Source organism: Acinetobacter sp. Lyrl_1, from assembly GCF_051948795.1.
Taxonomy (GTDB): domain Bacteria; phylum Pseudomonadota; class Gammaproteobacteria; order Pseudomonadales; family Moraxellaceae; genus Acinetobacter; species Acinetobacter towneri.
This window is the reverse complement of the sequence record NZ_JAYJLK010000006.1, coordinates 1-13550: the sequence shown is the minus strand read 5'-3', so window position 1 is coordinate 13550 and position 13550 is coordinate 1. Positions and strand designations below refer to the sequence as shown.

Here is a 13550-nt window from a genome sequence, read left to right as displayed (position 1 = left end):
TCACAAAATTACTCAGTTTTGCGTAATAAAATGTTGAATCTTTTCAGTTTCAGCTTTTAGTTTATTGCAATTAAATCAGTTTAATGAGATTGAATATTTAACCTCTCTGAATCTGACTTAAAGCTCAACATCTGAAATAGATTGGACAAAATTGTGATAAAAGTTGGAATATTCCATAAAAGTTTCCCGTTTATTCTTTTTTTTCATTATTCATGCCCACTTCGCACTTGCGTTTTTCTGCAAAAAGGGGTGTCATTATCCAACTTTTTTCAAATTAGCTGATGGACATGTCTAATTTAAACACAACACATCAATTTGATGTGATTATTGTGGGAAGTGGTGGTGCAGGTTTGAGTTTAGCGCTCTCATTACCCCAGCATTTCAAAATCGCCGTTTTGGCAAAATCTACCCTCACTGAAGCAAGCACCTTTTATGCGCAAGGTGGTGTTGCTGCAGTCCTTGATGAAACCGACTCGATCGAACAACATATAGATGACACCATGATTGCAGGTGCGCATTTATGTGAAATTGACGCCGTAAAACAAACGGTGGAAGGCGGCAAACCTTCGGTAGATTTTCTGCTCAAACATGGCGTGCAGTTTACCTTAGACGAACAAGAGCAATTGCATTTAACCCGTGAAGGCGGCCATTCTCAGCGCCGTATTATTCACGCTGCCGATGCTACAGGCCGTGCAATTTCCACGACTTTGGTGCAACGTGCTCAAGAACAGCAAAACATCACTATATTTGAAAACTATATCGCCATTGACCTGATTACCTCACAAAAGCTTGGTTTAAACGAAGCTAATCGTTCATTAGGCTTATATGCACTAGATGAAAGTACTCAAAAAGTACATACCTTCCTTGCTCCATTTACCGCTCTTGCCTGCGGTGGTGCAATGAAAGCCTATCTGTATACATCTAACCCAGACATTGCCACAGGTGATGGTATGGCGATGGCATACCGTGCGGGTTGCCGTGTGGCAAATATGGAATTTAACCAATTCCATCCGACCTGTTTGTATCATCCTCAAGCACGTTCGTTTTTAATTACTGAAGCCATGCGTGGTGAAGGTGCATATTTGCGTTTACCCGATGGTGAGCGTTTTATGCTGCGTTTTGATGAGCGTGCAGAATTGGCGCCACGCGACATTGTAGCACGTGCGATTGACTATGAAATCAAACGCTTAGGTATTCGTCATGTGTGGTTAGACATCACCCATAAACCTGCAGAATTTGTGAAAGAACACTTCCCAACGCTGTATGCACGTTTACTGGAATTGGGCATTGATATCACTACCGATATGATTCCTGTTGTACCTGCCGCCCACTACACTTGTGGCGGAGTAATGGTGGATGAACATAGCCAAACCGATATTGCTGGTTTATATGCGATTGGTGAAACTTCTTATACAGGTTTGCATGGTGCTAACCGTATGGCAAGTAACTCTCTTTTAGAATGTTTTGTCTATGGAATGGCTGCCGCCAAACATATTGAAGCCCATTACACTGCAGATTATAGCTCGCCTGAAGTTCCTGCTTGGGATGATTCGCAAGTGACGAACCCTGACGAAGATGTGGTGATTTTACAAAACTGGGATGAGCTACGTGCAACCATGTGGAACTATGTCGGCATTGTACGCACCACTAAGCGTTTAGAGCGTGCCTTACACCGTATTGAAATGCTAAAACGTGAAATCACCGAGTATTATCAGGACTATCAAGTCAGTAAAAACTTGATTGAGCTGCGTAATTTGGTTCTGGTTTCTGAAATGATTGTGCGCTGTGCCATGCAACGCAAAGAATCGCGTGGTTTACACTTCACGCTAGATTATCCTGAACTCGCACCTGAATTGCGTAAGACTGTGCTTATTCCACCAAATTTCCAAGTGGAAACCCCATTGGTGAATGAGTGATCTGATTGCTTGTTACACAACAGCATTTGCATAAAAGTATCTGTGAATAAAGTGCATTTGAATTCTAATGCAAGAAAGCACCGAATCGTGTTCCATAACACGATTCGGTATTTTATCATTTTGAATATGATGACGTTAACTTACTAAACCTCCCCCCAAGAATTCATCAAGTTGATTTTTAGATTACGGCTGCAACTTGAGTACCATCTTGAATAAATGCTTCTAAGCGAACTTGACCAGCCAATAGTTGCTGTAATTGGTGGCTAATTATGTACTGCAATTGCTGCCGTGTTTGTTCGTCTATAGGCGCATTTTGCAATTGTTTTGACAAATGCTGTAATGCTGCTTGAGCCCCCAACTGCTGCATTTTAATTGCATACAGATAGCCCAACACCACTCCTTTCTGCACATAATTTGCAGCTAAATCATGCTGCAGATGATAAATCAAAGCACCCATCACCCGTTCATTGGCTGAGAGTTTACGCAAAGGGTCACGTGCCACACGCTGACACGGGTCTTTATAGGCATGTTCACATGAGTCCAGAAAGCTCTGTGCCAGATGCTTTAAGTTTTGCTGACGATGCGGCAACTGTGCAGCTAATCCCAACGCTACTTGTGCCGAAACAGCGCGGGTAAAATCTGCAACCAATGGGTCTGCCATTGCGACACCAATACTGTTATGCCCTATTAAACTGGATAACCAAGCCATCATGGCATGTACACCATTCCATAAACGATTTTTAATGAGTTGGATTTCGGCAATATCATCTACCAAAATCATTTGACGCATGTGTTGCAATAATGGACTGGCATTTTCCACATAAATAGGCATGTCACTTTCAGCATGAAATAAAATTAAATCCATACTTTGCAAAATGTGACTGGGCTGAAAATTGCGTCTTAAATCTTCTACATATAAGGTGGCTTGACGCTCTTGCTCAGGCTGCAATCGAGTATTGTCTTCAATTTCAATTGGCTCTGCTTCGTCATCCAACTGAAATTGCTTAAAAATATTATACTTGATGCGTAATTGGCGATATAAGTTTTGATCGCTTAATTTAGAGACCATTCTATTTACGACAGTATCGCAAAAATAATGCTGCGCCATAATTTTGGCTGCCGTATCGGGATCCAACAACGCCTCTAACGCCTGATGAATATGCGTCATCAAGAGCTGTTTTGCCCCAACTTTATTTAAAATTACCAAAATAGTTAAAGGCTGATGGAGTTCAAATTGCGCTATAAAACGGGCATATAAGCCCTGCGCAATTACTTTAGCCTCTTGCTGTAAAGCATGTTCAGGCAAACATAATGCAATTAGGCTCGACTCCACATACATTTGCTGCATCTGCTGCAAGTTCTCCGCATCAATGATGTGCATATTTTCAATTCGTTCATCATAAGAACATTGTCCATAACGAATTGAATACGTTCCAAAGGCGTTTACTGCAGAACGATATAAGGTATTCCGTGTAGAAGCATAAATACGTTTAGGACGGGTATAGCCATCCCAGTGCGATAAAATTTGGGCCAAATAGCCCCCACCTATTGCACCAAAACCATGAATCCCCACACTCAACTGATTTAAAGTTTGCGGGAAGGCCTCTTGTAAACTCGGCATTTCCAATACAGGAATAACTTGATTTAAGTCATCTAAATAAGCTTGCATACTTGCGTAATAATGCTGCGTGAGTGACAACATATTAGCATTAGGTTTTTTTATATCCCGAAATAGTATGGTTATGCCACCCGCTGCATGTGCAGATTTGATTCCATTTTCAGAATCTTCCAGCATGAAACATTCGCTGGGTTCTAGATTAATTTTTTGTGCGGCTGTTATAAAAATTTCAGGATGTGGCTTGCCCTGTTGCACCTCATCGCCACAAACTAATACATCAAAAAACTTATAGACATTGGCATTAATCAAATATTCTTCGGCAATGGCACGACGACTAGACGTAGCAACCGCCATTCTCAAGCCAGACTTTCGTAACCGCTCTAATACCTGCAACAAACCTTTTTTAATGGGCACACCAAAATTGCGCACACTTTCTAGTTCTAGTTCATCAGCACGCTGACGGATCTCACGGTAAGGAATGTCTGCACCATATTCTGCTTGAGCCAGTTGTTCAGCGCTCTTTGCACTCAAACCCAAACATTGCATGAGGTATACGTCTGAAAATTCAACGCCAATGAGCTCCTGAGATGCCTGCTTCAATGTTTGAAACCGTAATCGTTCAGTATCAAACATTGTTCCATCCATATCAAAGATTGCTCCATGAACAATATTGTTCTTAAATTTAAGCATTTAGCTCCCTTGTTTTATCACTTACGGGTTGCTAGCTTAGACAAAAGCAGATTTGATCTATATGAAAAACATAAAATGAAATATTTATGATTATTTTTTAACCAATCAAACCCTAATTTTCATGTAGTATGTGTACATATGTAACCACTTGGTAAATATAAGTAACTAAAATTAAGATAAAGCTGACTTTATTCTCAGCCAATCTGTGGAATCGAATACGTCCCTGTGACATGCGCCACGGCATCATCTACACCTTCGGAATATACCCAAACCTCACCGACCACGAGGTTTTTCCCTACTTTCATTAAGCGACATTCACCACGTAAATTACGCCCTGCTGCGGGCTTGCGTAAAAAGTTAATGTTTAAGTTGCTCGTGACCGCTAAAGCCACCAAACCTAATTCGCCTAAAATGGCGATATAAAGTGCATAGTCAGCAACGGTCATCATAGTCGGCCCTGATACCGTACCACCTGGGCGTAAATCACGTTCATCGATGTGATAATTCACCAATGCCCCACGTGGCGTGATGGACACAATTTCACATTTTTCCAAACTTTGCGGAAACTCAACTTTTAAAAATTCAATAATTTCGTCTTTGGTCATATTTACTATTCGCTATTATTTAAATAAAAAAATCTTCTAAAGCATTTCCACTATAGAAGATTTTTCCATTCAATCAAATGCATAACCATGACCCATTGGCTTGTTATACCTTTGTTTGTTATGCCTTAGCTTGCAAATAGTGCATCGCCTGTGCAAATACTTGATCGGGGCTTTGTGTTGCATCTAAGCGCTTCACTCGCTCAGGGTGTCGCTCCCACAAAGTTTGATAGCCACCTCTTACTTTCTCAAAGAAAGTTGCTTTCTCTTGTTCAAAACGATCAAGTTCACCACGTGCCCGTGCACGGGTCATACCCAGTTCAATCGGTGCATCCAGCCAGAAAGTTAAGTCAGGCATACGTGCCACAAAGTTATTATTTAAAGTCTGCAACTTGCTTTCACTCAAACCACGTCCTGCACACTGATAAGCAAAACTCGCATCACTAAAACGGTCACACAGTACAGTTTTTCCTGCAGCCAACGCAGGTAAAATCACCCGATCTAAATGCTGTGCACGCGCTGCATACATCAACAATAACTCAGTGTCTGAACACATTTTTTCTTCATGGTTGACCGCGAGCAACAAAGCACGAATTTGCTCTGCCATAGGGGTTCCACCCGGTTCACGGGTTAAAACCACCGACTGACCTTGTGCAGTAAAATAATCATGAATACGGCGAATAAGTGTAGTTTTGCCTACCCCTTCAGTACCTTCAAAACTGATAAACATGCTTATTCCCCTGATTTTTTCGTGCGTAGTACGTTTAAATATTCCTGTACGGCACGGTTATGATCTTGCAAATTGGTGCTAAATTTATGCCCACCGTTACCTGTCGCGACAAAATAAATATTGTCAGATTGGTCTGGATGCATAGCCGCTTCAATGGCTTTTTGACTTGGCAAAGCAATTGGTGTTGGCGTTAAGCCACTCATGGTATAGGTGTTGTATGGCGTTGGAGTGCGTAAATCCTGACGGGTGATATTGCCCTGATAACGGTCACCCATACCATAAATCACGGTTGGGTCAGTCTGTAAACGCATCCCCAGTTTTAAACGACGTACAAACACACCCGAAACCTGCTCTAATTCAGCATCAACATTGGTTTCTTTTTCAATAATAGATGCCATGATTAAAGCTTCATATTTATTTTTATAGGGCAAATCTGCTGCACGATTATTCCAAGCATCATCCAATGATTTCATTTGACGCTGATATAAATCGGTTAATATTTTACGGTCAGTTTCACCTTTGGCAAAGAAATAAGTATTCGGCGCAAATAAACCTTCGGGATGTGTAAAAGGAATATTTAAAGCTTTTAGCATTTGATCATATGGCAAATGCGACACTTCTTTGGTGACCAACTCATCTTTCTTTAACGCATCAATCAATTGTTTAAAAGTCGTGCCTTCGATCACCAAAATACGGTTCATTTGTGCATTTTCAGCATTGGCGATCATTTCCATAACCTGACGCACACTCATGCCCTGACGGACTTCATACACGCCTTTTTTCATAGTGTCGTGAATCATCACCCGTTGATAGAGTTTTAAAATAATTGGAAAATTCACATGATCTTGTTCTGCCAAACGATCAATAAAACGTGAGTAAGTATCACCATCATTAATTGCTAGTAATTGTTTTTTTCCTTCAACTGGATAATCTTTAAATAAGCTGGACCATAAGATCATGCCAACGACCAAAAATAGTCCGAGTATAAAAATAAGCGCACCTTGAATAGCACGCTTAGACCGCATAGTTTTGGTTTTCTTTTTAGATTTTGATGGACGCTTAGACATAAGAATGAATCTGATTTAGTTGAAGTTGCTTAAATAGTTCCACACACGGCTGCACATCTAAAACCTGCTGCCCTAAATGGCTGACAATTTTCATGGGCGTTAAAGCATTACAGAAAAACAGACTTTGAATCTGCGCAATTTCCGAAGCATGAACATCACGCTGTTCACAATGCAAATTCTGCTGTTGCATGCGCGATAAAATTTCTGCCCGCATGACACCGTGCACGCCATTATAACCAAGTTGCGGAGTAATCCATGTATTGTTTATACGAATGAAACAATTACTACTCACACCTTCAACCACACTGCCCTGTACATCAGTAACCAAAGCTTCTGCCCAGCCTTTTTGATCGGCTTCTTGTTTGAGCAATACCTGTTCAAGCCGGTTTAGACTTTTCAGTCCAACTAAATTCGGCATGCTCAGCCCTATCGCTTGCGTCAAGACGCCACTTTGAATGATGTCATAATAATATGCTGTATCTAAAGATGCTTGCACTTGTGGATAGAAAAACACCCAAACATCGGCAGGATGATCAGGCAAACTGTAACCACGCTGCCCCACACCACGACTTATAATAATCTTTAAAGTGCCATTTAATTCGCCATGCGCCTGCTTTAAAATTGTCAGCGTTTCAGTGATTAACTCAAGATTGGCATTTAAAGAAAGTTGGCGATTGGCATATTGCAAACGCGCCAAATGGCGGTCAAATAATTCAATTTGATTTTGGCGAAAACGTGCAGTGCTAAAGCATCCATCACCATAATGAAACGCGCGATCTAACACATGAATCTGCTCGGTAGGCTTGGCATTTTTATAACACTGCATGGAAGAAGTACTCGTTATTTATCTCTAAATATAGAAAACAATGAAGAAATTTATATTTATCATTTACTGATATTCACCGCATTTTAAATTATTTTTTCAGCAAATAGACTACCGATATGCTTGCCTCATTCAACAACAGATTTAATACCTGAGGTCAAACATGAACTTTACAAAACTGAAAATTGGACTACTGGCGGCAGTACTTTCGGCAACAACCTTGAGCGTTTCTGCAAAAGACTTTCTGAATGTTTCCTACGATCCAACCCGTGAATTATACGATAACTTTAACAAAGATTTTGGTGCGTACTGGAAAAAAGCCACCGGGCAAAACATTAACTTTAAACAATCACATGGCGGTTCGGGCAAACAGGCACGTGCGGTGATTGATGGTCTAGGTGCCGATGTCGTGACTTTGGCACTGGCTGCCGATATTGATGAAATTGCCAAACGCGGTCTATTACCTAAAGACTGGCAAAAGAAATTTCCGCACAACTCGACCCCTTATACATCCACAATTGTATTTTTAGTGCGTAAAGGCAACCCGAAAGGTATTCGAGATTGGGGCGATTTGGTCAAACCTGGTGTGGAAATCATTACTCCAAATCCAAAAACATCTGGCGGTGCACGCTGGAACTATTTGGCAGCGTGGGCATGGGCAAAACATCAACCTGCGGGCAATGATGCTAAAGCGCAAGAGTTTGTTCGCCAAATTTATAAACAAACCAAAGTATTGGATTCAGGCGCACGTGGCTCAACCACCACTTTTGCAGAACGTGGCATTGGTGATGTTTTGTTAGCTTGGGAAAATGAAGCCTATTTAGCCGTGCGTGAACAACCGGGTAAATTTGAGATCATCACGCCTTCTCTATCTATTTTGGCTGAACCGCCTGTGGCGATTGTAGAGAAAAATGTGCAAAAAGATGGCAATCAACACTTAGCCAAAGCCTATTTAAACTATCTCTATTCGCCTGCGGGTCAAAACATTGCTGCGAAGAATTATTACCGACCACGTAATGCTACGGTGTTGGCACAATATAAGTCGCAATTTAAACCATTGAAGTTGGTGACTATTGATCAAGAGTTTGGTGGATGGAGCAAAGTTCAGAAGCAACACTTTGAAAATGGTGGCATTTTCGACCAGCTTGTCAAAGCCAATCAAACCAAATAATACTGAAAGGCAAATCATACTAAAGCGATAGCTGAAAACACCCAAATTGAAAAATACGGGTGTTTTCACAAACGTATTTTTACATGATTCACATATATCTTTTTTACTCATATAAAATTCATTTTTAATTATTTTTTTTGCATAGAAACTCTAGCTATCCTTGTTGCAGATTATTTAAAACATGAATTTTACAGCATTATCTTACTGAATTTTGAATCCAAGTGATCACAGCCAAAGCTAAAAATGATGGGTTTAATTCATATTTAAGCATTATGCAGATCATCATTTCAGGCTGAAATATGCGAAGGAGCATCGACATGATTCATACCGTAATTGTTCCAGGTGTAGGTGGCAGTGAACATGCTCACTGGCAATCTTGGTTACAACGACAACTCATGTCTTGCTCGCGTGTACAACAGTCAGACTGGAATAGCCCAATTTTACAGAACTGGGTTGCTGAATTTGTCAAAACAGTTGCCCCAATTCAGGACGACATTCAAATTGTGGCGCACAGTTTTGGTTGTCTGACCACAGTGGCAGCATTGGCGCAGCACCCTGAACTGCAGGCGAAAATTAAAAATGTGGTTTTGGTTGCACCTGCTAACCCTGCCCGTTTTGGTGAATCTGGTTTTGCACAACACAGCCAAAGCAATTATTCGGCTTATTTTCAGCAACTTAAATTGGCTGTACCGACACGCTTATTGATCAGTGAAAATGACCCGTGGCTAAGTTTTGCAGATGCACAGGCACTTGCCCAAGCATGGCAATTAACACCGATTAATTTAGGACAAGTGGGTCATATTAATGTTGCATCAGGCTTTGGGGCATTTCCTGAAATTTATGATTATTTGATTGCAGAAAATATGCAATCACATATCAGTATTTCTGATAACAACAAGTATTTATTCAAATTTGCAATTTAATCTTCGCAAATTATGCTTGTGCCGAATTTATCTTTTACTTTTATCTGTTTGTTTTCAAACACTCATTCTCTCTTTTGAGGAGTCATCATGTCGCAGCGATCCAAAGTGCTGCCAGGATTTGGTCTTTCTCTAGGCTTTACCCTAGCGTATTTATCCTTAATTGTTCTTATTCCCTTATCGGCTGTATTTATTAAATCGCTGGGTATCGGTTGGGATGGTTTATGGGAAATTTTAAGTTCAGAACGTATCCAAAAATCTTTGCAACTCAGTTTTAGCGCTGCGCTCATTGCAGCCTTTATTAATGTCGTCTTCGGCTTATTATTGGCATGGTGTTTGGTACGATACAGCTTTCCGGGCAAACGTATTATAGATTCTTTGGTCGATTTACCTTTTGCATTGCCTACTGCAGTTGCGGGTATTGCCCTGACTTCTTTATACGCACCGACTGGCTGGATTGGACAATATTTAGAACCATTAGGCATTAAAGTCGCGTATACCCCTATCGGGATTACCCTTGCCCTGATTTTTATTGGTATTCCATTTGTTGTGCGTACCGTGCAACCCGTACTCAGTGACTTAGAAACCGAGTTGGAAGAAGCAGCATCTGCGCTAGGGGCTAACCGCTTTCAAATTGTCACCAAAGTGATTTTCCCTATTTTATTGCCTGCACTGATTACAGGTTTTGCCCTCGCATTTGCGCGTGGCGTAGGTGAATATGGCTCGGTGATTTTCATTGCAGGTAACCAACCATTTAAAACTGAAATTGCACCCTTAATGATTATTTCTCGTTTAGAAGAATATGACTACGCAGGTGCAACCACAATTGCTGTGGTGATGTTGCTGATTTCTTTTGTCATGCTGTTCTTAATTAACTTATTACAAGCATGGGCAAGTCGTCGCACAGGGAGAACTGCACGATGAGTTTAAATACCAACAGCAATGCTTTGGCTGAAAAACTACAATCACGCGATGCAACACGTGAACCGACTTGGGTACGCTATACCCTGATTGCAATTGCCTTCATTTTCTTCTTAAGCTGTCTGATTTTGCCGCTGATTTTGGTTTTTGTAGAAGCCTTTAAACAAGGCATTGGTGTCTATGCACAAGCATTGGTGCATCCTGACACTTTATCGGCAGTGAAATTAACCTTACTCACTGCAGCCATTGCCGTACCTTTAAACGTTGTATTTGGTATTGCCGCAGCGTGGTCAGTGGCGAAATTCAATTTCCGTGGTAAGTCGATTCTCACCACCTTAATTGATATGCCTTTTTCAGTTTCTCCTGTCATTGCAGGTTTAATGCTAGTCCTGATTTTTGGTACACAAGGTTGGATGGGCGGCTGGTTGATGGAACACGACATCAAAGTTTTATATGCCGTACCTGCAATTGTGATTGCCACCATCTTCATTACTGTACCTTTTGTGGCGCGTGAATTGATTCCTTTAATGGAAGCGCAAGGCACAGAGGAAGAAGAAGCTGCGATTGTATTAGGTGCATCGGGTTGGCAGACCTTCTGGAAAGTCACTTTGCCAAATATAAAATGGGGTTTAATTTACGGCGTGATTCTGTGTAATGCCCGCGCAATGGGTGAGTTTGGCGCGGTATCTGTGGTATCGGGGCATATTCGCGGAGAAACCAATACCCTACCGCTGCACGTCGAAATTCTCTATAACGAATACACTTTTAGTGCTGCGTTTGCGGTGTCCTCTCTCTTGGCACTTCTTGCAATTATTACCCTGATTTTAAAAACTTGGGTTGAAATTCGCCAAGAAAAGCAAAACCAACGCAATGAAGATTCAACTGTTTCTTAAGGAATGACCGCATGAGTATTCAAGTTAAAAATATTGAAAAAAATTTTGGTGCATTCCATGCACTTAAAGACATCTCCCTCGATTTTCCAGATGGCCAACTGGTGGCGCTGCTTGGGCCTTCAGGCTGTGGTAAAACCACCTTGTTGCGTATTATTGCAGGATTAGAGTCGGCAGATCGTGGGCAAGTGATATTAGAGGGTCAGGATGCAACCGATGTGCATGTGCGCGAACGTCAAGTTGGATTCGTTTTCCAACACTATGCCCTATTCCGCCACATGACCGTATTTGACAATATCGCATTTGGTTTACGGGTACGTCCACGTGCAACCCGACCTTCAGAAGCCGAGATTAAAAAGCGTGTTATGCGTTTACTCGACTTGGTACAGTTAAGCTTTTTAGCAGACCGTTATCCTGCACAATTATCGGGTGGACAACGTCAACGTATTGCTTTGGCACGTGCCTTAGCGGTAGAACCACGCGTATTGTTATTGGATGAACCTTTTGGTGCGCTTGATGCCAAAGTGCGTAAAGAATTACGTCGTTGGTTAAGAACTTTGCATGATGAATTACACATCACTTCAATTTTCGTGACCCACGATCAGGAAGAAGCACTCGAAGTTGCCGATCAAATTATTGTCATGAACAAAGGTAATGTCGAACAAATTGGTTCACCGCGTGAAGTGTATGAACAGCCTGCAACTCCGTTTGTATTTGACTTCTTAGGTCAAGCCAACCGTTTTGAAGGACAACATCATCAAGGGGTTGTGCAAATTGGTGAAGATCGCGTACAACTTCTCAATCAACCGAATGCACCACAAGGCAAAGTGATTGCATTTGCGCGTCCAGATGAGTTGCATATTCATGCCCAACCACAGGAAAATACCATTCAAGCGACCTTCTTACGTGAGGTTTGGATTGCTGGTAAAGTAGTTGCAGAATTGCAAGATCGCCAAGGGAATTTAATTGAAATTGCACTCACTGCAGATGAAGCGAAACTGCACCAATTCCGCCCAAATCAAACGGTTTGGTTAAGTGTAACCACTTTACATTTATTTGAAAATCAAGTCGCATAAGGACATCAAGATGGAGCCTAACCCGCTCCATCCTTTTTAGGGTTGCACCACTATGAACTTCCAACAACTTAGAATTATTAGAGAAACCGTTCGGCAAAACTTTAATTTAACCGAAGCGTCTGCGGCACTATACACTTCTCAATCGGGCGTGAGTAAGCACATTAAAGACCTTGAAGATGAACTTGGTGTGCAGCTTTTTGTGCGCAAAGGCAAACGTCTATTAGGTTTAACCGAGCCAGGACAAGCGTTGCTAAGTATTGTCGAACGCATGTTGGTTGATGCAGATAACATTAAACGCCTTGCTGATGACTTTAATAAAGTAGATGAAGGCACGCTCACCATTGCGACTACACATACCCAAGCGCGTTATGTGCTGCCGCCTATTGTGAATTTGTTTAAAAAAGAATTCCCTAAAGTACATTTGATTTTGCAACAAGCCAGCCCTGTAGAAATTGCCGAAATGCTGCTGCAAGGTGAAGCCGATATTGGTATTGCAACTGAATCTCTAACCACTGAAGAGAACTTAGCAAGTGTGCCTTATTATGACTGGTGTCACAGCATTATTACCCCACAAGATCATCCTTTAGCCAGTAAAACTGAGATCAGCCTGACCGATTTGGCAGAATATCCAATCATCACTTATCACGGCGGCTTTACGGGACGTTCTAAAATTGACAAAGCATTTACCGATGCAGGAATTGATGTCAATATCGTCATGTCTGCACTTGATGCAGATGTCATTAAAACCTATGTTGAATTGGGCATGGGCGTAGGTGTGGTGAACAATGTGGCATACGATGCAGAACGTGATTACCGCCTAAAACAAATCCAGACCGATATTTTTGGGGTAAACACCACGTGGATTGCGGTTCGCAAAGGACACTTACTACGTGGTTACGGCTATGAGTTTATTTCTTTATGTGCACCGAATGCCGATATTAAAGCTTTAAAACGTATCGCCTATCCTGAAGAATAAAACAATAATGCATAAGAGAGCCTAGGCTCTCTTTTAGTTCTCTGGCAAAATTCTTGCTGATCTAAATGCCTAGAAATAATCAAAATAATGATTTTAATTTATCAGAAACATGAATAAAATATAATCAACAATAAAAAACGTAATTTGATT

General features: G+C 41.3%; 12 protein-coding genes. 7 read left to right on the top strand and 5 right to left on the bottom strand.

All coding sequences use genetic code 11. From position 1 onward, the window contains the following. Window positions 1-281: 281 nt before the first annotated feature. Complete coding sequence (nadB, locus tag VF675_RS03730; RefSeq protein WP_440204798.1) at window positions 282-1916, top strand: L-aspartate oxidase; 1635 nt, start codon at window positions 282-284, stop codon at window positions 1914-1916. 178 nt (window positions 1917-2094) lie between these two features. On the opposite strand, the gene mtlD is transcribed toward nadB, so the two are convergent. From mtlD to pabC, 5 genes are all read right to left on the bottom strand, one after another. Next, window positions 2095-4224 (bottom strand): bifunctional mannitol-1-phosphate dehydrogenase/phosphatase, encoded by a 2130-nt coding sequence (mtlD, locus tag VF675_RS03725; RefSeq protein ID WP_131261156.1) that lies wholly within the window; start codon window positions 4222-4224, stop codon window positions 2095-2097. Window positions 4225-4418: 194 nt separating this feature from the next. Then, the gene (locus VF675_RS03720; RefSeq protein WP_096901103.1) at window positions 4419-4829 is read right to left on the bottom strand and encodes a PaaI family thioesterase; all 411 of its coding nucleotides are present in this window, start codon (window positions 4827-4829) and stop codon (window positions 4419-4421) included. A gap of 118 nt (window positions 4830-4947) precedes the next feature. Beyond that, window positions 4948-5556 carry a dTMP kinase gene (gene tmk, locus VF675_RS03715; RefSeq protein WP_440204797.1) on the bottom strand — a complete coding sequence of 203 codons (609 nt, stop codon included), beginning with the start codon at window positions 5554-5556 and terminating at the stop codon, window positions 4948-4950. A gap of 2 nt (window positions 5557-5558) precedes the next feature. Then, window positions 5559-6623, bottom strand: coding sequence for an endolytic transglycosylase MltG (gene mltG / locus VF675_RS03710; RefSeq protein WP_440204796.1), 1065 nt, complete (start codon window positions 6621-6623; stop codon window positions 5559-5561). After that, a complete protein-coding gene (pabC, locus tag VF675_RS03705) occupies window positions 6616-7449 on the bottom strand; it encodes an aminodeoxychorismate lyase (RefSeq protein WP_440204795.1) in 834 nt (277 codons plus the stop codon). The genes mltG and pabC overlap by 8 nt, the downstream gene beginning before the upstream one ends. 160 nt (window positions 7450-7609) lie before the next feature. Between pabC and VF675_RS03700 the strand changes: the two genes are divergently transcribed. The 6 genes from VF675_RS03700 (at window position 7610) to VF675_RS03675 (ending at window position 13400) form a co-directional block, all read left to right on the top strand. Then, a complete protein-coding gene (locus tag VF675_RS03700) occupies window positions 7610-8617 on the top strand; it encodes a sulfate ABC transporter substrate-binding protein (protein WP_131261160.1) in 1008 nt (335 codons plus the stop codon). Between the two features lie 317 nt (window positions 8618-8934). Beyond that, on the top strand, window positions 8935-9540 hold the full coding sequence (locus VF675_RS03695; protein ID WP_440204794.1) for an RBBP9/YdeN family alpha/beta hydrolase: 606 nt from the start codon (window positions 8935-8937) through the stop codon (window positions 9538-9540). 87 nt (window positions 9541-9627) lie between these two features. Then, window positions 9628-10461: a sulfate ABC transporter permease subunit CysT gene (gene cysT, locus VF675_RS03690; protein ID WP_004971748.1), complete on the top strand. Its 834-nt coding sequence runs from the start codon at window positions 9628-9630 to the stop codon at window positions 10459-10461. Beyond that, complete coding sequence (gene cysW / locus VF675_RS03685) at window positions 10458-11351, top strand: sulfate ABC transporter permease subunit CysW (RefSeq protein WP_253115539.1); 894 nt, start codon at window positions 10458-10460, stop codon at window positions 11349-11351. The genes cysT and cysW overlap by 4 nt, the downstream gene beginning before the upstream one ends. Window positions 11352-11362: 11 nt before the next feature. After that, a complete protein-coding gene (locus VF675_RS03680) occupies window positions 11363-12424 on the top strand; it encodes a sulfate/molybdate ABC transporter ATP-binding protein (RefSeq protein ID WP_179990088.1) in 1062 nt (353 codons plus the stop codon). Between the two features lie 52 nt (window positions 12425-12476). Next, complete coding sequence (locus VF675_RS03675) at window positions 12477-13400, top strand: CysB family HTH-type transcriptional regulator (protein ID WP_178318841.1); 924 nt, start codon at window positions 12477-12479, stop codon at window positions 13398-13400. The last annotated feature ends 150 nt before the right edge of the window (window positions 13401-13550 follow it).

Excerpts from the sequence above, each read along its gene's own strand:
- nadB (WP_440204798.1), top strand. The coding sequence starts at position 282 with ATGGACATGTCTAATTTAAACACAACACATCAATTTGATGTGATTATT.
- mtlD (WP_131261156.1), bottom strand. The coding sequence starts at position 4,224 with ATGCTTAAATTTAAGAACAATATTGTTCATGGAGCAATCTTTGATATG.
- VF675_RS03720 (WP_096901103.1), bottom strand. The coding sequence starts at position 4,829 with ATGACCAAAGACGAAATTATTGAATTTTTAAAAGTTGAGTTTCCGCAA.
- tmk (WP_440204797.1), bottom strand. The coding sequence starts at position 5,556 with ATGTTTATCAGTTTTGAAGGTACTGAAGGGGTAGGCAAAACTACACTT.
- mltG (WP_440204796.1), bottom strand. The coding sequence starts at position 6,623 with ATGTCTAAGCGTCCATCAAAATCTAAAAAGAAAACCAAAACTATGCGG.
- pabC (WP_440204795.1), bottom strand. The coding sequence starts at position 7,449 with ATGCAGTGTTATAAAAATGCCAAGCCTACCGAGCAGATTCATGTGTTA.
- VF675_RS03700 (WP_131261160.1), top strand. The coding sequence starts at position 7,610 with ATGAACTTTACAAAACTGAAAATTGGACTACTGGCGGCAGTACTTTCG.
- VF675_RS03695 (WP_440204794.1), top strand. The coding sequence starts at position 8,935 with ATGATTCATACCGTAATTGTTCCAGGTGTAGGTGGCAGTGAACATGCT.
- cysT (WP_004971748.1), top strand. The coding sequence starts at position 9,628 with ATGTCGCAGCGATCCAAAGTGCTGCCAGGATTTGGTCTTTCTCTAGGC.
- cysW (WP_253115539.1), top strand. The coding sequence starts at position 10,458 with ATGAGTTTAAATACCAACAGCAATGCTTTGGCTGAAAAACTACAATCA.
- VF675_RS03680 (WP_179990088.1), top strand. The coding sequence starts at position 11,363 with ATGAGTATTCAAGTTAAAAATATTGAAAAAAATTTTGGTGCATTCCAT.
- VF675_RS03675 (WP_178318841.1), top strand. The coding sequence starts at position 12,477 with ATGAACTTCCAACAACTTAGAATTATTAGAGAAACCGTTCGGCAAAAC.